We start from the raw sequence: 24,806 nt of genomic DNA, 5'->3' as shown, positions 1-24,806 counted from the left end.
TAGATTACTTTCACTTTATTTTAATAATATTTCCTTTATTTCCCGCCACTAGCACTCCAGCACCGGCAGTAGGAATAGCGACCGAACCATACCACCCGGTTTGAATATCTAGCCCTTTAACCGACCTCCAGCTCTTCCCATCATTAGTGCTCATAATGATGTCACGCATTCCCGGCGCGACTATCAGCCCGTTAGAGTTAGTTTTCACAGATAATAGATTTTGGTGTGTAACGCGGCGAAGCTCTTCCCAGCTACTGCCATAATCTCGACTTCTTAGCATGAAGCCTTCTTGACCCACTGCATAAGCCACACCGTCTGATCGCATATCAATAGCAGATAAGGTCGGAGATACACCGTCTTCTGAGCTGCCGCCGGCATTTGAGACTATCCATGTAAGTCCTTGATCATCTGAATTCATGATCAGGGCAAGCTCACCAACCACCCACGCACGACCTGACTCACTGACCTTTACACCATAAATACTTGGATCAAAGAGGCCTCCCAGCCTATTGTCCGGGTCGTCAAAAATACCAGCCCAACTTGGGGCAACCGATTGCCAACTATTCCCGCCATCAACAGAACGTAATAGCGTGCCAAATGAACCTGCAACAATGGCGTATCCACTATTGTTAATATCGACAGCAAATAATCGCTCCTTTGTGCCGCTTTCAACCTGGCGCCAGTTACCTTCACTATTGCGAACTAAAATGACACCATACTGACCTACAGCAACCACGCTGGTATCACTAAAACTCACGCTAAGCAAAGCTAGGGAGTTATCACTGCGCTCACGCTGCCAGGTTACACCATCATCAACTGTGTGATAGATATCTCCGGCCGCACCGACGGCAAAGCCCTCTTTTCCCCGTATATCTATATCAAACAATGCTTCATGAGCTGTTCCGCTCACAACCGGAATAGCGCTAATTGACGCTGAGTGAGCTGACAAACTCGAACAAATTAGCATTGAAAAAAATAAAATTATTTTTGAATTTTTCATTATCAAGAGATTACCTATAAAAATATTGCCGCAGGGATCCCTGCGGCGATAAAATTAGACCTGTCCTAAGCGCTGCAAGGCCTGCTGGGTAAAGAATCGGCTATATGCCTTCTCTTGATCGGCGGCGAACTCCGATTTATGACCGCCACCATTTTCTTTGTTGTGATTGATGCGACTCATTCGTCCAGTCTGCGCGTCATAGGAATGAATATTGGTCCATGACCATGCTGGGGTCTTACCATCTGGTCCAAACTCGACCTTGTCACCAAGCTTGTACTGTCCAAAGTTGGTTTCAAAATTGACCCATGGTTTATCCTGGCGGTCGAAGCGAATGTTGCCACAATACATATTGTTACGCACATCGACATACGCCAGCCTCCTGCCCACTGGAGCGCGAGGATAGCCTGTTGGCTTAGATTCCAATATTGCAACTTCGGGCGCTAACTCATAGTCGGTATCCCAGAAAGTATCGCCCTTTGGGCCACCGTGAGTGTCTGCGCGCCAATTGTCTTTGTCGCCATTCCACTTAGCATTGAAACCACCTAACATTGGCTTTCGCTCAATGATTTTGTAGTCGCCCCATGTCAACATTGGATCACCAGCTGCCCACGGATCTGTCAGGAACCACGTCACACCGGGAATAAGCGGCTCGAATCGTTGGTTAGTTGGGAACTGTCGTACACGTCTAAACTGCGGCAAATATCCGTAAAGGTCAGGGAATTTACGCTGATCGTAATACCAGGTGGACAAGAATGAGCTACCGGCAACATCCTGGGTTGACGTAAAGAAGACCGTCTGCAACCGGATTAAATCGTCCATGCCCATAAATGCTTTACCATCCATGCGCGCCTGCATCTGGAGCTCGGCCCAAATAAACTCATAATCGTAGGCTTTTGAACCATCGGGGTTTAACACCGTGTCGTTAACCGCGTATTGATTGTAATCTGCGCGGCCCCAGCTCATCGCTAGATTGGCCTGGATTTCAGGCCCGGTCCGGGGATTTGGGAAAGGTAGTCCGCCAACCCAGTTTCCACCTTTGTTGGTCTTAACATTTCCCGTCTTATCAAAAACGGCAGATATACCATTATTCATGTTGTACAGCGTTCGCTCATAGAACTCTGTCGGGAACATCGCACTGAAATCTTTGGTAGTTGGACGGATTTTGATTCGTCTTCCCATTGTCTTAATTTGGTCAAATACGATCGGGTCTAGGAGTTCTTTGGCGTGATCGACATTTTCAGCGGTTAGGAAATCACCCGTACTTATTTTTCCCTTGGTATACATGTCTATCGACATGAGCTCCTCGGGATAGACTCTTGCTAGATCACCGTTTGACGCGAAAATTTTATTCAACGGCATTAATACGCCAGCCGCTGCGCCGGCAGCAAGATTTTTCATAAGCTGACGACGGCCATAATCATGATCGTATTTTCTAATTATCATATTTATTATCTCCAATATTAATTTTTATTCTATTTATATATCACATACTAAACGTCTCGATTCACACCTTCTATTTAACGAGCTACGAGTACTGCGTCCCCTCCTTGAAAATCGATAATTTCCTCCGATTTCTTCTCAGTATCTTTATCTTCTAAGAATATACTTAGATCAATTCCCTCTCCGATCATGAGGTCATTTCTGCTAGCAAAGTGAGGCTTGATCAGCCAAACAAGCAGGGGAAGTACAACTAAGGAGAGAACCATATTGATAAGCATAATTGCGACTAACAGTAGCCCCATATCAGCCATAAACTTCAAGTCAGATAGCAAATACCAAGGCATTATGCCAATCAACATAATTGTTGCCGTAAACATGATTGCCTTGCCGGTAGTTGTAATCGACCGCGTAATTGCATCGGCCCAGCCAACTTCCGGGGTATATTCCTCGCAAATTCTAGACATCAAATAGATGCCGTAATCGATACCGACCCCAACGCCGAGAACCGCCACCATCACCGAATTTATATCTAAGCCAATACCCAATACATGCATAGTTGCCGATAACATGAAATTTGAGATATTAACAGGGATCAGTATGATCAGCGCAGCCACAGTAGACTTGTATGCATATGCAACAACACCAAATATGGCGATGTTCAAGAGACCCAGAATTAACCAGTGATAGCGACTTACTACTGAGTTCATCGCCTGCTGAAGCGCGATAGTCCCAGACCCCATTCTGACGGTGAAGTCGGCGTGCTCCACACCTACGCTATCGACCGCACGCTGAGCACTTGCCAGCGCAGCATCAACCGTTTCCTGTTTATTATCTTTATACCAAAGCGAGATGGTCGAGTTTTGAAATTCGAAGTCTGAGATATGAGAGAAGTTAACGGGATTGGTGCCGAATACCACCGCTGTGCCTGCCGCTCTTACAGCTGCCGCATTAGGATCTAGGGGCAACCACTTTGGGTCGCCCCCGGAAAACAATCGGTTTGACTCCATCATATAATCGGCAAACGACAATGTTGCTCTGGGAGCCAGCACCTCATCCGACTCAACCATAGACTGAATTGCCAAGGAAACCCGAACAGCCTCGGGTGTTCTAACCACGCGATTATTAATATCGCGAGTTTTGGATTCAAGAATTATTTCGAGGGTGTTAACCCCGGGAAAGTGGCTATTTACGGCGCGTATTGCGGTATTAAAGTCCGAGTCCTCCCAGAGGATATTTGAGCCCTCAACAGGATTACCAATTTTAATCTGCATAGCGATGCCAATTGCCACCACCGTGGCAACCGTGGCAATAACCGCCGTCAACTTTGCACGCTTTCCGTGAGTAACATTGGCTATCGCGTTCAGTAATTTAAGCTGAAGACCCTGAACCCCTGATGAGACTTCATCCTGGGAAGTCAAAGCGTCAATGTTTTTTGGGGTTGGTAAGTACGACAGCACAATAGATATAAGAAACACGCCAGTGGGGATGATGCTGATAGCCCAAAATCCGGTAAACAGCGCAAACCTTTCCATAGCGGGGATTGGCGCTAACGCGATAAATACAATGCCCAATGTATCGGTGACAACGCCGAGAATCGAAGGCGCCATCATGACTCCCATCGTCACTTCGGCTGCCTTTTTCTTGTCTTGTAAGTGGGCGTAGATTTCGTAATAACGCTCACTAAATTGAACACAATGAGAAAATGATCGGGCCACTAGCAGAAGGGGCACAATCATTAATAGCGGCTCGATAGGTGACGATATCCAACCGACCATACCAAAGCCCCATATAGCGGCAACGGTACTACAAATTATCGGCGTTAATGTACCTGCGATATTACGCATATATAAGGCGAGCGCAATAATTAGCGCACATACCGTAATACCGAAAATCATATAAGTTTGATTTTGTAGCTTATACACCCATCCTGTCAGTATTGGCTGACCGACGACATAGACTTCGTGATTGTCATCTCGATATTCCTTAGCCAGCATTTGCACGGACTTGAACACGACATCGTAGTCTAATAGATCCTCTATAAAGGCCGCGGTAATCAAGGTGGCCGACTCGTCGCCAGACACATAGAAGGTTCGGACATTGGGGCTCTGCTCAACATTTAGGCGGAATTTGTCTAACTCTTTCTGGCTCGACGGCACCGAGTCGCCCATTAATGGCCTCATATCAATGCCGTATGGAGTTGCCTCCGCGTAACGCGCTTTCTCGGTCGCTATTGAAATAAGAGAGTCGTGGTTTATACCGGGGGTTAAATCAATGGCACGGGTGAAATCCCAAACTTTTTGAAGGGTATCGGTATTATATATATCGCCATCCTTACGCTTTATCATAACCGTGACGGTTAGTGGATTACCGAAGTTTGGGTGATCCTTGAAAACCTGAACATATGGGTCATCTGCCGGCAGTAAGTCTGAAAATATCGTCTTTATTGTTAGACCTTGAATACCAACTGCGAAAAAAACGGTTATAGCAAGAAATATAAGCGCCACCACCAACCTGTGGCGCATTATCAACGCCGCAAGTCGAAAACGATAATTGTCCATTCCCCATCCTCATTTATTATATTTTGGTAAATGCTAGGAATTTATTTCAACCAATTTCTTATTATCGATGCCGGGCTGAAACACCATCCCACATTGCCATATTCTTATCATATTCACTGAAAACCGAAGCTCGGCACTTCGTCCGGTCGACCGGACGAAGCACCGACACAGCGCATTATCAGCAGTGATGACCAAGATTTTAAGCAAGCGCCCAGTCATCGCTCTTGCATACTAAGAGAGTTAACCGTGACTCTTAAGTTGCTCAAATACACATACCTAACGTGGGGTTTATAATTGCACATCAAATTACACGGCGCCCAAACCTTTTGATGGGGTATTGGTGAAAACTTGCTATGAGAACGCCTATCTAACGATAGGTATTTGAAGAGAAATACAGAAATGAAGCTTATCGCAACTTTTCTCCTTGCATTATCACGGAAGAGACATTAAATATAATATTTAGCGCCGTGCAGATTACAGCGACTGCAGTTACCAAAAGACAAACAATTGTCCCAATAAGATAATATGATTTTTTGTTTTTAGTATTTACTAGTCCAATGCAATGACTTGCGTTTACTGCATAAAGAAGAATAGTTAGATTTTAAAAATTTTCATGTAAGGGTGGCCTGCCGCTGAGCTTCTGACATCCAAGTTATCAGCTGTGGTCAGTTATTATTTTTTATAACACGCTACTGAATTCCAAAAATTGAAGATGATGAGTCTCATGGAATATTTCTAGTGATATTTATTAGTATCATTTCCTCAAGACTAAGTTCACTAGAACCACTTTCACTTACAGGACGATTATGATGATAAAAATAAATTACATTGATCACACCGGCTCCACGTTTGAGATTGGCGCGTCTGAAGGCGAGACGTTGATGAGCGCAGCAACAAACAACCTAATCCCAGGCATTGACGGGGATTGCGGTGGAAACTGCGCCTGCGGGACATGCCATGTCATTATTGACGAAAATTGGACTGGCCGACTTGATAGCCAAAATTCAGAAGAAATCTCTTTGCTGCAAATGACCCCAGATTTCAACGAACATTCAAGACTTGCCTGCCAAATAGTCATCACCAAAGAGCTGCACGGAATTGTAGTCAACCTCCCAGAACACCAAATGTAAAAGACTATCCAAAAGGAGCATAACATGAACATTCCTATAAAAACTCCGCTCGTACCAGACCCCTACTCATTGGATTTGGAAGAACTCGATTTTAGCAGTGGCCGCCTCTTTGAAAGCGATGCATGGCAAGCTTACTTCTCACGCCTTCGGGATGAAGACCCGGTACATTTTCAGAACGAGAGCCCATTTGGGCCTTTTTGGTCGGTTACTCGTTACGAAGACATTCTATATGTCGACAAACATCATGAGATATTTTCTTCTGAGCCGGGGATACTTATCGGTGACTTTGAGGATGAAATACCGCTCGAAATGTTTATAGCTATGGATCCGCCTAGACACGATCAGCAGCGAATGGCCGTACAATCAGTAGTAGCGCCTAAGAATCTCGCCGCAATGGAGTCATTAATTCGGTCTCGTGTTTGCAAAATTTTAGATGACTTACCATTAAACGAGGAGTTTAACTGGGTAGATAAAGTATCTATCGAGTTAACCTCGCAGATGCTAGCCACTCTGTTTAACTTTCCATTCGAAGACCGCCGCAAACTAACCTACTGGTCGGACTTAGCGACAGGTACGCCCGAACTTACAGACGGGGATTTTACTACAGAAGAACGCGCCGCGGGCTTAGGTGATTGCTTAGAAACCTTCCAAAAGCTGTGGATGCAGCGCCTAACAGAGGATAAGCCCGATGGCGAAACCGGTCTAGATTTGATTTCATTAATGCAAGCAAACGATGAAACCAAAGACATGATGGACCGGCCTATGGAATTACTTGGCAACTTGGTGCTCCTCATTGTAGGCGGCAATGACACCACCCGAAATAGCTTAACCGGTGGCGTTTTTGCGCTAAATAAATTTCCTGATGAGTTCGAGAAACTTAAGGCCAATCCATCCATCATCCCAAATATGATTTCTGAAATCATCCGCTGGCAAACACCGCTGGCCCACATGCGCCGGATAGCCAACCATGACGTTACCCTTGGCGGTAAGTCGATTAAAGCGGGCGACAAGGTGGTCATGTGGTACGCGTCGGGTAATCGTGACGAAAGCGTTTTCGAAAATCCCAACGACCTCATCATAGATCGTAAGAATGCGCGTAGCCATCTGTCTTTCGGCTATGGTATACACCGCTGCATGGGTAACCGGCTAGCGGAAATGCAATTGCGAATTGTCTGGGAAGAGATCTTGAATCGTTTCTCGAATGTTGAGGTGGTTAGTGGGCCCGTAGGCATAAAATCGAACTTTGCCAAAGGTTATAGTTATATGGGTGTGAAATTGTCGCCTCTTAGCTAGACGGTAACCATGGTCTCAGTGCGCGGCCCAGCTGCGCGCAGAGACTAACTATTCTCCATAAAAGTAACGATGTGCCGTATTTCATATTAATTCACTAATTTTTACTTCTCTCAGGCTTATAAGTATATGCCCAACACACTAACAGTAGGTGACGGGAATTATGAAGAAGGCCTCTGAGGCAAATTTAGCTTTTCGGTGCTAGCGGTTCACGAGCATCTTATTTCACGCTCTGAACTTGTAAAACGCTTTCCATTTTATCCATGGAGTTAACAATAATGACCCTAAAATTTATCCGCTTGCATGGGGGAACTATCGTACTTAGTCTGCTCTCACTGCTACTGCTTGCCTGCTCATACGTTCCCTTTCCACAGCTTACAACTGAAGCGCCTGAACCCGCTGTCGAATGGAGTAAACACGGGGGCGGCGATGCCGAACAGCGTTTTTCGCCCCTACAAAAAATCACCCCAGAGAATATTTCCGATCTTGGTCTCGCCTGGTCTTTCGATCTTGGTGTTAGTCGCGGCATCGAGTCGACACCGCTGGTCGTTGACGGCATTATCTATGTTACGGCGACATGGAATATCGTCTCAGCTTTGGACGCGAGAACCGGCACCCTGCTCTGGCAGTTCGATCCCAAAGTCGATCGTAGTAAAGCCGCAGATGCATGCTGCGACGCGGTAAATCGCGGGGTAGCGTATGCCGACGGAAAAGTAATTACAGGCACTATTGATGGCCGTTTGCTGGCCTTGGACGCCAAAACCGGCGCCAAATTATGGGACGTAGTGACGGTCGATCAAAGCAAGCCTTACACCATTACTGGGGCACCACGTATTGTTAAGGGCAAGGTCTTTATTGGCAACGGCGGCGCAGAATATGGCGTACGCGGATATATGTCCGCCTATGATATTAACAACGGCAAGATGCTTTGGCGCTTTTATACTGTTCCCGGTAAGCCGGCCGACGGTTTTGAGAATGCTGCCATGGCTAAAGCGGCCAAGACGTGGACAGGAGAATGGTGGAAATTCGGCGGCGGTGGCACCGTGTGGGACTCTATGTCCTACGACCCGGAGCTAGACCTACTGTATATCGGCGTTGGTAATGGCTCGCCTTGGAATCAAAGCATACGCAGCCCAGATGGTGGCGATAATCTCTACCTCTCGTCAATCGTTGCGCTACGCCCCGATACTGGTGAGTACGTTTGGCACTATCAAACCACTCCGGGTGATTCTTGGGACTACACCGCCACCCAACACATGATTCTTGCGGATCTAGAGATCGACGGCAAAGCCCGTAAAGTTCTTATGCAGGCGCCTAAAAATGGCTTTTTCTACGTGATCGACCGCGCCACTGGCAAATTACTGTCGGCGGAAAATTACGTACCCGTTAATTGGGCTAGCCATATTGATCTAGCGACCGGTAGGCCTGTGGAGAACCCCGACGCACGCTATGGCAGTCAAGCACCACATACTCAAATGCCCGGTCCATTTGGCGGACACAATTGGCACCCCATGGCCTTTAGCCCTAACACCGGTTTGGTATATATACCAGCCATAGAAACCCCGTTCGTATATGCCAAAGATGAGGATTTTAAATACACAGAAGGTCGCTGGAATACCGGCGCCGACATGACTAAGACATCGCTACCCTCGGATGAAGCTGATTTCAAGGCTATTAAAGCCCTGCTCAAAGGGCGCTTGATCGCTTGGGATCCAAGAAAGCAGCAACGTGCCTGGCAGGTTGAGCACGATAGTCCCTGGAACGGGGGTGTGCTTGCCACAGCCGGCGGTCTGGTATTTCAGGGCAACGCCGGTGCCAAGCTAGTCGCCTATCGCGCAGACAATGGCGAGCCGCTCTGGGACTTTTTTGCGCAGACTGGCATCGTTGCACCACCAATCAGCTATGAACTGGATGGCGAGCAATATATCGCCGTTGCGTCAGGCTGGGGCGGCACATTTGCTTTGCTGTATGGCGGAGTACTTCCCCAAGAGGAAGCCACACCCGGTGTTAGTCGAGGAGTGGGGCGATTAATGGTCTTCAAACTGGGGGCGAAAGCCGAACTGCCAGCCCTGCGAAATTTAGTGGTCAACAAACCAACACCACCAAAGTCTGACGCTGACGCCGCAACTATTGCGAGTGGCAAACAACTTTATGATGTTAACTGCGCGGTCTGTCACGGCGATCACGCTATTTCTAGCGGCCTAGTACCTGACCTGCGCTGGACACCTTATCTTAGTAGCGATCAAGCCTTGAGTCTTGTTGCCCATGAGGGCCTCTCAAGCGCCAAAGGTATGCCGTCATTTAGCAATGTACTTAACAAAAGTGACCTAAATACTATACGAGCGTACATTGTATCTCGTGCCCACAAGAGTTTTGAGGGTAAATAAAGCATAGGCAATAACTTGGATCTTTAGTCCTTATCCTAACTACTGCTCTGCATGAGACTTCCGCCTTCCATAAGGAGGATGGAAGTCTCAGCACAAATAAATATTGCAAAGACTATCTCAACCCTGATTTGGTATTTCACAGTCAATATCGGGCTCCGACCTTCCTTAGCCCTCAAGTTTTCCATGCGTCGTCCGAGACATGTACTCTCTAGGCGAAACACCAAACCACCTCTTAAATGCTCGATTGAATGAACTTTGCTCGCTGTAGCCAAGCGCTCCGGTAATCTGCGACATCGGAATATGTTGAATCTTTAGTAATTTCTCAGCTTCTTGCTTACGAACTACATCGACGAGGGAGTCAAAGGTATAACCTTCCATTTGAAGCTTGCGGTGTAGCGACCTACCCTGCATGTTCATTTTCTCGGACACCAACTCACGGGTAACATGACCCGTTGGCAGCAATTTTTTAATCAAATGACGCGCCTGGTGGCTTGCGAGCACAATCGGGCGGGAGATCAAATCAGTCTCTATTTCCACCATCGACAAGTAGTTGGAGACCAGTTTGTGAAGACTTGGGTTCTTAGAGCTAAGCTTTAACTCCAGACATTGAGTATCTAGTTCAATTTCATCATGGTGTTGATTGAAAAAAACAGGACAATTGAAAATCGCTTGATACTCTTCTTGCGTTGAAATCATAGCGTGGCGAAAATTAACTGTGATCGGCCGCAAAAGACCACCCGTCAATAACGAAATGATGTTGTAGGTACAGCCCACGGTGTGCTCAACCACTTGCTCATGACTGGAGGCATGCAAGCCGACAAAATCAAGGCAGGCATAGCTCCTCTCACTCTCTTTCAAGGAAAGTGCTATCGCTGGCGTATAGTGATAAAGAAACTGTCCAACGCTATTTATAATTTCTCGCACGTCAGCAGACGCCAAAGCAAGAAACGCAACCGGACCGAGGATTTCTTGATCCTGAATGGCAGCTAAGCGTAGGCCGAAGTCACTACAATTTAGCTTGTCCGCACTATTAGAAAGTAGGCGAGTAAAATCGGCAAACGGAAAAAAATAATCCTCATCGGATAAACGACCACAATCGATACCTGCGCCCGTTACGAGAGATTTGACGTCTCCGTTTAACTCACCGACAAGAGCATCAAACCCTTTTAGACAGCTACTTCTTATACGTGCAGTCATCAGCCCTCTTACAAATTATTATAACTATTTTGTTGAAATCGCTATACAAACGCTCAAACTCGCTAGCGTATGAACGACTATATTGATAACCGCAAGTTACGGCCCTACAGTCCAATACTTTCGCTCAGTATACTTATATGCCCACTTGTGTACTAGGGTCTTTGCGCGTATTAATAGTCGTGCTTACAGTAGGATTTAGGTACTTATTCATTGTGATCTAGGCATAGCTGAGATGCATTGAGCCAGCTCGTGTTGGGCTTGAATGCGCGAGCATTTTCAATAGCACGTTTCATTAGAGGATGAACATAAGCAGTGGAATGCCGCCCCTGCTACGAAGATACCAATCTAGTTCAAACTATGCCAAGCCAAGGAATAGCAACGAAATTTCTGTGCTTAATCATCGCTTCGGCAGACTTATAAATATCACGTGAAATATGCTTCACCAATGAGTACTAAGAATCCGATTTTCAGTCATACAAGATATTATTTTAGCCCCGGTACCTAGGCTAGACTAATGCTACTATAAGCGTCAAATACAGAACGTTTATACTTTTCAGCTAATAATATATAAGGTTTTTTACCGTGAGCGCTATTACTCGACTAGCTAGCCAATATCGCTTAATCGAATCAAAGCTGAGACCGCCGTTTCTTCGAAATGCTATCCTCTACCGCGAGCAATTAACACGCTCTATCATGCACGAGCATTCAACGTCAGGTGTGCTGACATTGATTGCATCTGCAGGTTCTGGCAAGACCACATTAATGGCGCAGATTTTCGAGGAGAGCGAGAAAGCGGGAGAGCAATGTTTCTGGTTAAGTTTAGACTCTGACGATAATGAGCCAGCGATCTTCTCCAAGTATATACTCGCCAGCAGCTGTGATGTCGGCCAGAATTTCGAAGAAAGCGAGTCCGCCTTCCTTGATGCCGGACAGTCCCGAAACTATGAGCAATTTTTAGATATATTATTAACCAGATTAGTCAATGTTCAGCTTGAGACGGCTGTCTTTGTCGATGATTTTCAATTCATAACAAATCCCACCATTATCAAATTCTGGAATAAGTTGCTGCAGTACTCAACACCCCTACTCCGAATTGTAATAGGGAGCCGAAATCAGTTATCTCTAGACCTTGGCCGGAAAAAGATATCTGGAATGATCACTGAGGTTAGCCAAAGTGATCTCAACCTAAGTGCTAGCGAAGTTACAAGATACTTGCGTGAAGTTCATGAGACAGACGTTCCTGAAAACGCAGCTGTACTACTGCAGTCACTTACCGAAGGTTGGATTGCCGGCATTCAACTTGCAGCACTGGCAATTGGTCGAGATCGAGTCGATGCCGTGAGTTACATTGAAAGCTTTACAGGCAAAGATAAAATTTTAACCGAGTATCTTCTACAAACAGTTTTACGCGACCTTCCTCTGGCAGTTCGCGAATTCTTACTGACCACTGCACCGCTAACGAGATTCACCGCAGAGCTTTGCGACCATGTCTGCAAACGTAGCAATAGTAGGGAGATGCTTGAATATCTTAATCAGAGCAACTTATTCATTGTTCCAGAAGATAATGTTGAGCATTGGTATCGCTACCACCATCTATTTTCTGATTTTTTAAGGAGCGAGCTCAGGAAATCCAATCTAGAAAAATACGACATAATTTGCATCAGCGCCGCGACGTGGTGTGAGAGTGAAGACTTACTTAATGAAGCGGTTCAGTATTGCCTGCTAGCGAAGGATTTTAATAAAGCAGCTGGACTAATAACCAAAAGAGGCCCAAATTTAGCCCAGCTCAGCGGCGATCACTCTACGGTACTTGATTGGATGCGCAGACTTCCTCAGGAATACCATACCTCAAGCCCCCAATTACTGCTGGTGCACGCATGGTCAAGCACCTTCTCTCGCGACCCAAAGCTGGCCGTGACTCTGTGCAGAAAAGTCTTTGCGGGGATACACGACCCCGATCTTTATTGCTGGACGTTGAATAAAGATCAGAGTGACGATGCTTTCTGGCTCGCCAAATCAATAGAGGCAATTGCAACAGTCGTATCAGATAAGTTAAGTAAAAGTATGATGTTGTGCGAATCCATAATAGAAATGGCACCACCGCTACAGGTACTCGCACTTGCGACAACCTATTCAGTGATGGCGTATGCTTGTCTCGGGCTTAGGGAGTATCAAAAAAGCGTCAATTATGCCGCAGAAGGGTATAAATATAGTATTCAGGCTGGCTCTAAATTCGCCGCAGTCTGGGCAGACTTTATTTCTGGCCTTGCCAATATTGAATTGGGCCGGCTACATAGCGCACTTGAGGATGCTAATCGCGCTTCCGCTACCGCTGGTTTTGAGCATGTTCACAATGCGTATTTGCGCGCAATGGCTGACTTTATTCATAATGAAGTTAATGTTCAAAAATGCAATTTTGATGTGTTGCAACATCGATTAAAATTTACCCATACCTTTACCTCGCTATACGGGCCCGCTGAACCGCTACTCACATCGATACGAGGGGATGCTAGACATCTCTTTTGGGATGGACAATTCGATAGTGCACGCAAGATTTTACGCAATGGTCAGGATCTGGCGCTTAGCACTAATCAATTTCGACTGTACTTTGCTTTACTCGCAGAAGAGATCGAGTTACAGCTTAGATTTGATAGCATTGACTCTGCCAAAGAAACAATCAGAAGGGTGAATTTCTATTCATCCGAGCACATCAATCTACCCATCGAATTTAAACCGTGGATCGAGGAAACAATAGCGGTTATCGAGATCCGCGTCTTGATGGCTGACGGTAAAGTCGATGAAGCACTTGAGAGAATAAGTAATGTTATTAAGTCGACCGTGCAGACCGACGACACAAGAGTTCGATTTCTACATAAAATGCGCTCATTAAGAGCACTTGGACTATGGCGAAACGGCTCGGCAAAGGAAGGCGTGAGGGAATTGGCGCGAGTAGTAGACGCCGCTGCACCGGAAGACCACGCCTATGAGATAGTCATGGCTGGCAGTGAAATTCTCGAAATGCTTAAGGAGATTCAGCCTAAGAGGAAAAACCTACTAATAGATAACGAGTTAACAGTGAAATACAATTTTATCGAAAGGATCATATCCTCTATCAACGGTGATCTAGATACTCCAGAGCGTAAAATGGGGCTCGGAAAAAGCAATATCGATGTTACCAAGTTACTAACTGGCAGGGAGCTTGATATTTTAAAACTTATCGTTCCTGGGCTCGATAATAATCAGATCGCCGGAGAGCTGCAATTATCGGTCGCCACCGTTAAATGGCATATCCACAATATATTTCAGAAAATTGGTGTTCGTAGTAGAACTGCTGCCGCTGCCTATGGACACAATGCGAACTTAAGATAGATTGATGCTCGGCGCTTACTTTTAACTATGCGTATTTACTAGTGCGGATACTGCCAACCACCACGGTCTGGCAGCACGCTAGTCATGCAGTTTGGACTTATCCCGCCACCTGAGTCTCGAAGGTGCTTTAGACGACCCAAAGCAAGGGCATAGTCAACACATCCATCTCAGTAATCGTTATTGTGTTGGTCTGATTAAGAGATCGTGTAGTTCGCAACACATAGCAACTAACCGTCAAAATCATAAGTGAAACTAAGACCTGCGGCATATTGATACATATATATCGTTAGTGTCTGCTCAGGCCCCAGTGGGTTGGGAGCCTTCAAAACACCTTTTTCGACAAAATATAAGACACCATTGATTTTCCATCTTGGCGATAACTGCTCACTGATACCTAGGGTGTAATGCCACTCTGTAATAGCCGGAGACATCAAATTCAAGAAAATCTCGGAGTCGCGAACAAAATGTTCACCATAATTCAAACCTGCTCGTAAGCTGGTAGTAGCGCGCACATCCCACTGGTAACCCAGTTTATAAATAGTCATATGTTTCCAGCCGAAGCCAGCACCACCGTCGTCCCCCAGCTGACTCTCCTTTAAGTTTGGTAAAAATCGATTCGCGGTGGATTTAACATCAGAGTAAGCAATTCGCTGAATATCAAAAACCACATTATGATTACCGCCATGCCATGCCGACTATCAAGTTTGCCGGAATATCACGATCACCTTGCTCCGCTAGTAGCCCCGAATATTTATTCAACTTTCCCATGCGAATTTCTGATCGATAGCTGGCGCCAACGTGTATCGACTTACTTAAACTCCCCTGCCATCCGACAGCAAGACCATAGCCCCAGCTTTGATCAGGACCGCGATCACTCATTTTATTTCCATTCGAGGATAATCCGGAAAATTGAGACACGCCACTAAACTCAAAGGTCTGATAGGCTAGAGTAGGAGACACACCAAAAGCATGATTTTCATTCAGGCGCCAAGAGTAGGTAGGGACAACAAATATTTGGTTCAAATCAATCCCCGCATCACCACCGAAATACGTGTCACCAGAATAATCCGTGTTATTACCGCTCATATATACAGAGACACCAAGGGATGAGCCGTTTTCAAGCATTTTATTGTATCCAAAGCTCGGGATAATAAAGTTTACGTTCTTACTTCTTTCACTACCCTCAGATAGGTAAAATGTACCCTCACCCGGCGACACCAGAGTGCCATCCGTGACTGCGTAGCCGCGGTGAGAAGAGAATATTTCCGCACCAAAATCTAGCTTATTGCCAACCGAATTCATACCTGCTGGATTTGTTGCAGCTGACAAGGAGTCCTGAGACCAGGCAACACCCGCTCCGCCCATACCCTTGTTAACAATCCCATATCCATGGGATGATAATCCATTCGTTGCATAGCTCTCCGGAGCCACAAAAAAAAACATAAATGGAATCACTATTCTAAGCCACATAACACTTATCTCAGATTTAAGCACATAAGAACGCCAGATCTTATTTAAGGAACAGCTAGAAAAATATATTCTGTTACTAAAGTCCGTAGGAGGGTGCGCGTAGGCAATTCAAATAGCTTGCCTGTAGAGGACAAGGTTTTATCATCTAAAGACATACATAAAAATAATGCTTAACTTCCAGCTCTATTTTAAAAATAGAATTTAAATCGGCTTTCTAATATGAGTATTGAGCAGTTATACTTATTGCACGTAAACATTCCTGCTACCACTTAAAACCGACAATTATAAAAAGACGGTTACTACGGGGATAAAATGCAGAATTTTCAGTTAAAACCATCTCAGACGTATGCTCTTATATGTCATCAATTACTTGCAGAGATTATTTATGGGTATCAGCGGAATCAGTATCTGGCAACTACTTATAGTTTTAGCCATAATTGTTTTACTATTTGGAACAAAAAAAATAGGCAACTTGGGCAGTGATCTGGGCGGCGCATTACGGGGCTTCAAAGACGGGATGAAAGGATTTGATCAAAAAATAAAAGAAGATGCCCAGCAAATCAACTCGGCGGAAATGTTAAGCGAGAATAAGAATCGCCCAGAATAGCAAGCTGCTCCTCAGCGTCAGATTTGGAACTTATCAACCATGTTCGATATGAGCTTCCTTGAGCTAATAGTCATCGCCGTAGTCGGCTTGCTTGTTCTTGGCCCGGAGCGACTTCCAGGCGCTATTCGCACCGGATCACTCTATATTGGTCGAATAAAGCGCACCGTCAATAAACTACGCTATGAAATTGAACATGAAATTGGCGCAGGGGAAATACAGAATACATTAAAGAATGAAGCAACGAACCAAATAGAATCTGATATTGCAGAGTTAAAGAAAAACTTCCAGCATACTATTTCCTCAGCACAAGGCGATATAGCAGAGGGCAGCACGCAAAGCCTAGAGAAGACGGAGGCCGATGCAGATATAGCTGACCATCAGCTTTGCACGAAAAAAGATCCTCATTAATTATGACCTCAAATACCGCAGTCACTATTAGTAGCTCTAATCTGACGGATTGCGTAACCGAACTTAAAAAACGACTTCTACGTGTTTTGGCGGCGATATTAATATTATCGCTGTGCTTAATACCATTTTCTGACGATATATATAGTCTTGTTGCCGGGCCACTTCTCCAGTACCTACCCGAAGGAGGAAGTATGATCGCAACCGATGTGACATCCACTTTCATGGCACCCCTGAAGCTCGTGCTTTGTGCCGCCTTCGCTCTATCAATGCCTGTCTTTCTATTCCAGCTGTGGGGGTTTATCTCCCCCGGACTCTATCGCAATAAGCGGTAACTTGGCATACCGCTATTAATATCAAGTGTGATTCTGTTTTATGCCGGTATCGCCTTTGCTTTTTACGTGGCCTTTCCCCTAGTATTTAGCTTTTTCAGTAGTGTCACGCCTGAAGGCGTATCCTACACACCAGATATTTCACTATATCTAAAAACTGTGCTTAAACTATTTCTCGCTTTTGGCATAACCTTCGAAATCCCGATAGCTACCGTACTCCTAGTGAGCAGTGGCATAACAAGCAGAAAGGCATTACGTGAAAAACGCCCTTACGTTATTATCGGCTGCTTTATCGTAGGAATGATTTTAACTCCCCCCGACATAATATCCCAAGTATTGCTCGCAGTTCCCATGTTAATACTGTTTAAACTTGGTCTACTCTTCAGTTTTTTCATTACAAAAATAGAGGTGCAATAATTCTAATTGCGCAGATAGTATTCACGCTAAGGAGTGTGGACTAAGCATTGTCGCCCGCGCTACCTGCATCAACATCAGCCTAATAACGTGATTGGCTTATCTGCTTAAATCACAGACGTAAGCGACAGCGACCACCATATTAATATTGCCACCTGCGCGAGGAACGCGGGGAAGCGCACTACGAAAATCATCAGGTGGTGAACGGAAATAATGTGCGAAACCGACTGTATTATACGAGCGCCGACATACGTCATTGCTAAACCATCAGTTACCGCTGATTGATCACTAACATTGGCAAGTAAAATAATACCAAAGAATAATGGCGCAGTTTCCAAGCTATTGCTAAGTGCATCACAAATTCGCTTCAATAGCGGACCATCTTGAGTTTCACCACCCCGCGTCCAGGCATCAGCCTTACGCTTAAAACTCATCACCATAAACCCGCGATAGGCAATAATAGTAAGTAGTAGCAGTAGCACCCAGCCAGTATAACCGGCCATTCCGAATAAGGAAGATGTCATTATATTATCTCCACTAGTAAGTTAAGTACATTAAGACATCACTGCCACTTATTAAAAATATGATCTCTTATTACACTGATCCGGTTTTTTTCAGAAAGCAATATTATACTATCTCCGAATTCTCTTTAAGACTGGGGATCCTTTATTGGCTTCCTACTGAATATTCCGAGAATTGGTGTTCCATGGGCGCGAAGTATTGGTTCAATCTCCCGGTGAAGAGCATGGTAGCGATAGAACGGTACCCGTGGAAATAGGTGGTGGATGGAGTGGATATTCTGCCCCAACCAAAACCACTCAAAAGGGCGCATCCAAGAGGGCATAATCAGGCTACTGGTATTCTGATAGCGTTTAGTATTGTCGTAGGGAAAATGTGGTCGATAGGCAAACCAGTAGCTCACACACCACGCGCCAATAAAATAACCAAGAATCACAACAACTGAGATACCTGGGCGATCTACAATTGCAATAATAAGACCCCGCCAACCAAGCGACACACACAACTCAGTGACGTACAGGACACGATCTTTTAGCTTGGCTGAGTGCCAATTGTTTTTTGCAAAAAAAGCATTCTGCGCGAAGAAAAACCACAGTACGGTTAACACAGCTCTTACCGGCCCCTTACCCATTCCACTTATACGAAAATCCGGATCTTTATCTTCAACATTAGTGAAACGGTGATGCGTGAAGTGCTCATGTTTATGAGAGGCATAAGCGATACCAATTATTGGCGCGACAGCGTAGCCACAAAGCCCATTCAGCCACCGCAAGTGCGGTTTATTACCACCGATATTGCCATGCACGGCCTCATGTAAACTTGTATATGAAATATAGGTGAGTATTCCAATTAGAAGCGTGGCAAGCCAAACTGACATGTAACCATAAGAAAAAAGTACTAAACAGGGAATGAAAAGGCTACAAACTAAGAATGTAAGCGCCAATGTCGGCCACGCAACTTTTCCCATATGCCCTATGGCCGCGGCAATTGCCTGCTTGTTTAAATCAGCTAATTCATCCTGCATATTCATTCCTTTATCTAGATTGACAACTTCAATTATTTAACAGTACATTAGCGCTGAATAAATAAAAATAACACTGCAGATATGTCCTTTCACACAGCACTTACGGCCATATTTAATTGCCGATCAAATCGAGCTATCTAAATGCTAGAAATTGAAAATACGCTTCGACCCGTCGCTTTCAGCAAGGTAATGATAAATTTCGCATCCGGGCATGGTGTCGATATTGAAACCTGCTTATGTGGGACCGATATTTCTGAGCATAAACTAAACGACGGCGGCGCACTTATCCGCCGTGAACAAGAAATGCGGCTTATTGAAAATCTAATACTTGCACTACCAAATGTGGCGGCGCTCGGTTTTAAAATTGGACTTTGCTATAATATAGCCACATTTGGAATTTGGGGATTCTCTCTACGAACCTGTAGAACATTAAGAGATGCTCTTCAAACTGCATTGCGATTTTTGCCCTTAAGTACCGCGTACTGCGAGATCAGCTCATTCGAACAAGGCGACTATTTTGGTTTGCACTTGAACCCTCAGTCGACTCCCACTCATCTCCGTCAGTTTCTATTGGAGCGAGATATGGCGACCAGTATCGCCGTTATTAAAGAGCTTAGCCTGAATGAAATTAAAAATTTAAAAACCAACTTCACTGGGCCTGCTACTGCCGACACAAGCTATATCGAGTCGATCTGCGGCATCAAGCCGAGTTTCCGAAGCGCATACAACTCCATCCGAATACCTCTAAGCTATGTTGATAGACCGCAGCCTACTTACGACGCTAAACTGGCCCGCGCACTGGCGGATCAATGCGCTCGGCAGCTTCGGCAACGTCAACCCGGCGGAATATCGGATCGGGTTCGACAACAAGTTCTAGGTCCGTTAGGACTAATGGCGTCACTAGACGATGTCAGTGCCGCACTGACAATCTCTAGCCGAACACTACGGCGCAAATTAGATCGTGAAAATACCAGCTTTCGTGTATTAGTTGAAGAAGAGCGCAAGCAAATGGCGTTTCAGCTACTAATAGATAGCGATATGAAGATCGAGGAACTGGCAGCACATTTAGGCTACACCGACACCAGCAGCTTCACTCGCGCTTTTAAACGCTGGAGCGACTGCTCACCAAGAGACTATAGAGACAACTCAAACGCTGACCAGCCTTCATCAGACGTCATGGTAGACTAATCAGTTGCTCGCGATGTGCGATGCCAAGATCGCAGGCAGCTGCCATCACACCATAATTTTTTTATTATCACTCTACAACTTTTATTTTTATCCCGTCAAATTGTTTTGTGACCGCTATCTGGCATGCTAGCCTTTGACCTAAATCCCCGTCGGCTGCGAATTCAAGCATGTCCAACTCCATCTCTTCGGGATCTTTAAGTAGGCTAGGAATACTGACATCAGCAAATATTCGACAGGTGCCGCATGCACAAGATCCGCCACAGTCACCGTCAATGCCAACCACCATATTATTGGTAGCTACCACCATTAAACTTTCTCCAATTTTTGCAGCGGCCACTTTCTCAATACCGCTACTTTCTATAAATGTAATTGTAACGTCCTCGGCACTAGCTCCCACTATATTTATTTCCTGTATTTATGTTTTTATATTATTTTCAATTATTTTTATTACTTTCCGAAATTCATCATTTCAGCCATTCGCTGATGGTTTATTTCTAGAACGTCTGCGCCAGCGCGCTCAAATCGACGCCATGCGATTTGAATCGGATTTTGCGTGGTAGTGACCATAGGATGTTGCCGCGGATGATAGCCTCTTTTGAAGACCGGCAAAGCTGATTTCAGAAACAGACTTAGCATTAGAAGACAAAACCCCACTTTTTTTACCGCAGTAAATGGGTTTCTAGTCCAGCCTTCTACTTTTGCCATTATCCAATAGCTTTGAATAGTCTCTTTGGCAATATGGCTAAGTGAGAGTAAAACCATCCACTTACGATACCACTCGTGTTCTCCATACAAGTGCTGATAGACGTCAAATGCGACAGCACCATGCTCGACTTCCTCAACTTGATGCCATATCCATAACGCGGTCATGACTCCATCGCTGTCTTTAAACCACTTCTCATGGTTATCAAGAACGATCATTCCTCCGAGGAAAGTAAATGTTTCATATCCTGCGGTGAAGGCAAGCAAGCGCTTCATGTCATCATTTTTAGCGTGCTTTGCGAAATAATCTCGAGCCTGCTTATCCTTACTAGCAATTTCAGGATATCGCTTTGAAAGCCAACGATTGACGCTAATAAAATTCTTTGCATGATGGCCTTCTTGGCCAATGATATGGGAAACATCGCTCAGCAATCCCTCATCCTTTATGAGCTTTTTAGCGCCGGATAAGGCTTTGATTAAATATCGCTCAAAGTAGGGCACGTGAACGCCAAGAGCATTGATGAACATGGAAAATTCTGGCTTAGTCTGACTCCACAGTGGGTCTTGGAACTTCACATTGTCCAAATTGAATTGAAGTGCTCTAACAGGAATCTCGTCCATTGGGTGCATCGAAGGAAGTGTGTTCATCGTTATTGTCTCCAACTAATATTTTGTTAGGATCACATACTAAGTGCTTATCAGAGCCGATCTATAGGTTGGGTTTCGCAATTTTTTTACTGGAAACCCATTGAAAGAATGAACCACGGGTGTTGCAGACATTTATTTTTATGCATTTAAATCAGAACTTTAGGCCAAGAAGAGATCAGTGCCAATGGTATCAACACCGTTAATGCCAAAGACTCCTGAGATAATAGATGGCATCGACGCATAATCCGCATAGAGATTCTGCCTTTCACTCAAGACCTTAGACCGGCGCTTGTCGCCCAGCAGGACCTAGTATCTATATCAAACTTATTTTGCGCGCATAAGCTGCAGCAGCTGTTCGACTTTTCACATCAATTTTTTGATAAATATTATGTAGATGCCATTTTACGGTTGCTATAGAAATCACCAGCTCGCCAGCTATTTCGCTATTCGCCATACCAGCGCCTATCAGCTTAAGTATGCTGATTTCTCTACCGGTGAGCTCATATCGGCCAGTAACATTGACAGTCTTAAGATCAACGACTGGCTCGGCAGCTTCGCCGTTTAATAGCAGGAGTAGTCGATTAACAAAGTTATTCTTAACTTTTAACTCGGCGCTATCTAAACCCTGGTGATGCCTTGATTGAATTTCTTCAAGAATAGGCAAAAGCTGACGCCCAGAAACTAAAATTGGGTAAGCGTGGTCCTCTTGCGCCGCATCGTTGATGACCTTATCTAACTCGCGAACACCTTCTTTCTTTTGGTTATTGTTCCATAGCGCAACCGCCTTCATGGTTGCCAGAGTTCGCAGTAGTCGAATACGACTATCGTTCTTTATTCTTGTCGCATTGATAAGCCTTACAATGATTTTAAGAGCTTTTTCGGCTTGATTGTCAGCTAAGAGGACTCTGGCCAAGATCAGTTGTGTCGTATCCTCAATCGCCGGAATTAACTCTGTAGACAAATCACTGGTATCAAAAGTAAAGAAATGCGTTCTCGTTAGCGTTTCCTTAGCCTCAGCAACCTGTCCACTCCATATTTGAAGCTCAATCTCCTCAGCAACAAGCCCAAAATGTAAGCGCCCCTGATTAGTCGACAGCGCTATCTCTTGGCCGTGATGCAAAACCTCCCACGCTAAACCAAACTTCCCTCCCCATACCAATTGTCTTGCTTCATTTCTAATTGCAGCTAATAGTGGCTCGACCGGACCGTACAAGGATATAAAGGAGCGCCCCAGACCGGAGCTTCCTGTTGAAACATTAAAGTTACACTTCTGAACATTAATTTCTGATCGTATAAAATCAGCCATAGCACATAGCGAGATATTATTATCGCTTGCAGGACCGGCTTTATGGGATGCTTTACTGGCGTTCTCTGAGGCGGCCCTCAGCTTACCCATTTCGACATTAGCCAGACCGCCAAGGAACTCTGCCCAAACTGATCCATAGTTTGATCCAGACTTGATCGAGAATTTGTATCCTTCCGCAGCGTAGTGAGCACTCTTTACATATTCTCGCTGGCCAAGCATTGAGTAGGCCAAACAGTTATATATAGATGAAATGTCAAATAGTTCGGTCTTTGGTATTGTATCTAGGATTTGCTTACATTTACCTGCACTCTTAATCAACTCATCAGAAACGACTGTGGCTATCACCTCGGTTGTCTTAGCCTGCCAGTAACATGTTTCTATCGTAGCCTTATCTAAATCCCAATCAAACAGAGTGGCGTCCTCTAAACCAGCAAGCGCCTTATGACAAAGTTCGATCGATCGCTCAGGATCTCGACTAAATGCACATGACCACGCGTGATTTAACAATAGCTGCGGCTGACTGGTGTGATACTTCTCCGGCAACCTCCGCATCCAATCTAATATCGTGTAATGATCTCCTCGCAGCAAGGCAATATCTGGCGCCCTAGCAGTAATCAAGTCGGCTGCTTTGTCAAAATTATGGGCAGTTAAATAATACTGTATTGATTCTGTTAATAAGTCTTGCGACTCCCACCACTGAGCGGCTCTGATACAGATTTTATTATACTGAAGAGGATTTTGTTTTTTTAACTCTGAACGAAGAAAATCCTCGAATAGATGATGGTAGCGATACCATATTCCGTCGCGGTCTTCAGAAACGACGAAAATATTGTTTTTATCCAGATACTCTATTATTTGATGACCATTGTCTGCTTCATTTATATGATCGCAAAGAACTGCTGAAAATCGAATGAGTGGCGATGAAGATAGTAAAAATGCTCGCACATCGGTAGGTAATTCACTGAGCACTGTTTGCAGTAGATATTCAGTCAAAGACTTGTCTTTGCCAGTAAATCCCTCTATAAAATCTGCCGCAGGCGTATTAGAACTTGATATTGCCAACGCTGCCAGCTGCACACCGGCCACCCACCCCTCAGTTGAATGATGCAGAATTTCTGCTGATTTAATTTCGCAAGGTATATCGTGCGCCTGATGCAAGTAACGCTGAATTTCACTGGCCGTCAAATTTAGATCATTTTGCGTAATCTCTGTAAGCATTCCGGAAATCTGACGCCGGCTTAGATCCAAAGGCAGTCTATTTCGGCCGGCGATGACGACACACATTGTCGGCGGCGCATGCAATATCAAACGATTCCAAAATCGAATAATCTCTGAATTGCTAATATACTGAAAGTCATCGACGAAAATCGTTATTTCTGTGCCGATTGAAATTATTCTCGCTAAAAGCGTATCAAATAAAGCGCTGCAATCTCTGATCGAGCTGTATTTAAGAAATGCCAGCTCACGCTCTGCACTTTTAATATCGACACCGTATGTACAAGCTATAAAGTACTTTGAGAAGATAGCCGACTCATTGTCATCAACATCCAAACTTAGCCAACAACAATGCCGCCCACTCCTTAGCGCGCCATTATATAGTTCCGCCATCAAGGTACTTTTCCCCGACCCTGCGGGAGCAATAAGGGTAAGCAAACGCGTCGCCGCAGCCTCAGCCTCAACTCCCTGGGTTAAAGACTCTCTCGCAAACGCTTGTGCCCGGAGATACGGCGGCTTTAACTTCGCCTCCAGTATTTGAAATTGGCTAAATATTGATCGAGCGGTGTCCACTGCCGGAGAATCCTTATTATTTTCAAACATTT

General features: G+C 45.0%; 18 protein-coding genes and 1 pseudogene. 8 read left to right on the top strand and 11 right to left on the bottom strand.

The genetic code is table 11. The annotated features are described in order from the left end of the window. Positions 1–10 precede the first annotated feature (10 nt). The 3 genes from ACI955_RS02890 to ACI955_RS02880 all read right to left on the bottom strand — a co-directional run bounded on the left by ACI955_RS02890 (position 11) and on the right by ACI955_RS02880 (position 4,998). The gene (locus ACI955_RS02890; RefSeq protein WP_415242226.1) at positions 11–910 is read right to left on the bottom strand and encodes a WD40/YVTN/BNR-like repeat-containing protein; all 900 of its coding nucleotides are present in this window, start codon (positions 908–910) and stop codon (positions 11–13) included. Between the two features lie 144 nt (positions 911–1,054). Further along, positions 1,055–2,443: a DUF1329 domain-containing protein gene (locus ACI955_RS02885; RefSeq protein ID WP_415242225.1), complete on the bottom strand. Its 1,389-nt coding sequence runs from the start codon at positions 2,441–2,443 to the stop codon at positions 1,055–1,057. 74 nt (positions 2,444–2,517) lie between these two features. Beyond that, positions 2,518–4,998 (bottom strand): efflux RND transporter permease subunit, encoded by a 2,481-nt coding sequence (locus tag ACI955_RS02880; protein ID WP_415242224.1) that lies wholly within the window; start codon positions 4,996–4,998, stop codon positions 2,518–2,520. Between the two features lie 806 nt (positions 4,999–5,804). On the opposite strand from ACI955_RS02880, the gene ACI955_RS02875 reads away from it, so the two are divergent. The 3 genes from ACI955_RS02875 to ACI955_RS02865 all read left to right on the top strand — a co-directional run bounded on the left by ACI955_RS02875 (position 5,805) and on the right by ACI955_RS02865 (position 9,805). Continuing rightward, on the top strand, positions 5,805–6,128 hold the full coding sequence (locus tag ACI955_RS02875; RefSeq protein WP_415242223.1) for a 2Fe-2S iron-sulfur cluster-binding protein: 324 nt from the start codon (positions 5,805–5,807) through the stop codon (positions 6,126–6,128). Positions 6,129–6,152: 24 nt separating this feature from the next. Beyond that, positions 6,153–7,421 carry a cytochrome P450 gene (locus tag ACI955_RS02870; RefSeq protein ID WP_415242222.1) on the top strand — a complete coding sequence of 423 codons (1,269 nt, stop codon included), beginning with the start codon at positions 6,153–6,155 and terminating at the stop codon, positions 7,419–7,421. Positions 7,422–7,696: 275 nt separating this feature from the next. Continuing rightward, positions 7,697–9,805, top strand: a complete 2,109-nt coding sequence (locus ACI955_RS02865; protein WP_415242221.1) for a PQQ-dependent dehydrogenase, methanol/ethanol family — start codon at positions 7,697–7,699, stop codon at positions 9,803–9,805. A gap of 165 nt (positions 9,806–9,970) precedes the next feature. On the opposite strand, the gene ACI955_RS02860 is transcribed toward ACI955_RS02865, so the two are convergent. Next, on the bottom strand, positions 9,971–11,002 hold the full coding sequence (locus ACI955_RS02860; protein ID WP_415242220.1) for an AraC family transcriptional regulator: 1,032 nt from the start codon (positions 11,000–11,002) through the stop codon (positions 9,971–9,973). A gap of 582 nt (positions 11,003–11,584) precedes the next feature. Between ACI955_RS02860 and ACI955_RS02855 the strand changes: the two genes are divergently transcribed. Continuing rightward, positions 11,585–14,371, top strand: coding sequence for a LuxR C-terminal-related transcriptional regulator (locus ACI955_RS02855; protein ID WP_415242219.1), 2,787 nt, complete (start codon positions 11,585–11,587; stop codon positions 14,369–14,371). Positions 14,372–14,598: 227 nt separating this feature from the next. Here ACI955_RS02855 and ACI955_RS02850 read toward each other — a convergent pair whose 3' ends face one another. After that, complete coding sequence (locus ACI955_RS02850; RefSeq protein WP_415242218.1) at positions 14,599–15,039, bottom strand: hypothetical protein; 441 nt, start codon at positions 15,037–15,039, stop codon at positions 14,599–14,601. A gap of 7 nt (positions 15,040–15,046) precedes the next feature. Then, a complete protein-coding gene (locus ACI955_RS02845) occupies positions 15,047–15,865 on the bottom strand; it encodes an OmpP1/FadL family transporter (protein ID WP_415242217.1) in 819 nt (272 codons plus the stop codon). Between the two features lie 361 nt (positions 15,866–16,226). On the opposite strand from ACI955_RS02845, the gene ACI955_RS02840 reads away from it, so the two are divergent. The 3 genes and pseudogenes from ACI955_RS02840 (at position 16,227) to tatC (ending at position 17,602) form a co-directional block, all read left to right on the top strand. Continuing rightward, positions 16,227–16,448, top strand: a complete 222-nt coding sequence (locus tag ACI955_RS02840; protein WP_415242216.1) for a Sec-independent protein translocase subunit TatA — start codon at positions 16,227–16,229, stop codon at positions 16,446–16,448. A gap of 39 nt (positions 16,449–16,487) precedes the next feature. Beyond that, positions 16,488–16,856: a Sec-independent protein translocase protein TatB gene (tatB, locus tag ACI955_RS02835; RefSeq protein WP_415242215.1), complete on the top strand. Its 369-nt coding sequence runs from the start codon at positions 16,488–16,490 to the stop codon at positions 16,854–16,856. 2 nt (positions 16,857–16,858) lie between these two features. Then, positions 16,859–17,602: pseudogene (tatC, locus tag ACI955_RS02830) on the top strand (twin-arginine translocase subunit TatC). A gap of 104 nt (positions 17,603–17,706) precedes the next feature. Here the strand turns inward: tatC and ACI955_RS02825 are convergent. Together ACI955_RS02825 and ACI955_RS02820 are read right to left on the bottom strand one after the other, a co-directional pair. Next, positions 17,707–18,123, bottom strand: coding sequence for an MAPEG family protein (locus ACI955_RS02825; RefSeq protein ID WP_415242214.1), 417 nt, complete (start codon positions 18,121–18,123; stop codon positions 17,707–17,709). A 125-nt stretch (positions 18,124–18,248) separates the two neighbouring features. After that, entirely contained in the window at positions 18,249–19,142 is an 894-nt protein-coding gene (locus tag ACI955_RS02820; RefSeq protein WP_415242213.1) for a fatty acid desaturase family protein, read from the bottom strand. A 189-nt stretch (positions 19,143–19,331) separates the two neighbouring features. Between ACI955_RS02820 and ACI955_RS02815 the strand changes: the two genes are divergently transcribed. After that, positions 19,332–20,330: an AraC family transcriptional regulator gene (locus tag ACI955_RS02815; protein WP_415242212.1), complete on the top strand. Its 999-nt coding sequence runs from the start codon at positions 19,332–19,334 to the stop codon at positions 20,328–20,330. Positions 20,331–20,397: 67 nt separating this feature from the next. Here the strand turns inward: ACI955_RS02815 and ACI955_RS02810 are convergent, their stop codons facing one another. The 3 genes from ACI955_RS02810 to ACI955_RS02800 all read right to left on the bottom strand — a co-directional run bounded on the left by ACI955_RS02810 (position 20,398) and on the right by ACI955_RS02800 (position 24,804). Continuing rightward, entirely contained in the window at positions 20,398–20,727 is a 330-nt protein-coding gene (locus ACI955_RS02810) for a 2Fe-2S iron-sulfur cluster-binding protein (protein ID WP_415242211.1), read from the bottom strand. 50 nt (positions 20,728–20,777) lie between these two features. Further along, positions 20,778–21,680 carry a metal-dependent hydrolase gene (locus tag ACI955_RS02805; RefSeq protein ID WP_415242210.1) on the bottom strand — a complete coding sequence of 301 codons (903 nt, stop codon included), beginning with the start codon at positions 21,678–21,680 and terminating at the stop codon, positions 20,778–20,780. A 313-nt stretch (positions 21,681–21,993) separates the two neighbouring features. Further along, complete coding sequence (locus ACI955_RS02800; protein ID WP_415242209.1) at positions 21,994–24,804, bottom strand: LuxR C-terminal-related transcriptional regulator; 2,811 nt, start codon at positions 24,802–24,804, stop codon at positions 21,994–21,996. Between the last annotated feature and the right edge of the window lie 2 nt (positions 24,805–24,806).

It is taken from the genome of Zhongshania sp., from assembly GCF_047636175.1.
Lineage (GTDB): Bacteria > Pseudomonadota > Gammaproteobacteria > Pseudomonadales > Spongiibacteraceae > Spongiibacter.
Note: the sequence above shows the minus strand (reverse complement) of the source record. Positions and strands in the feature narration are given on the sequence as shown.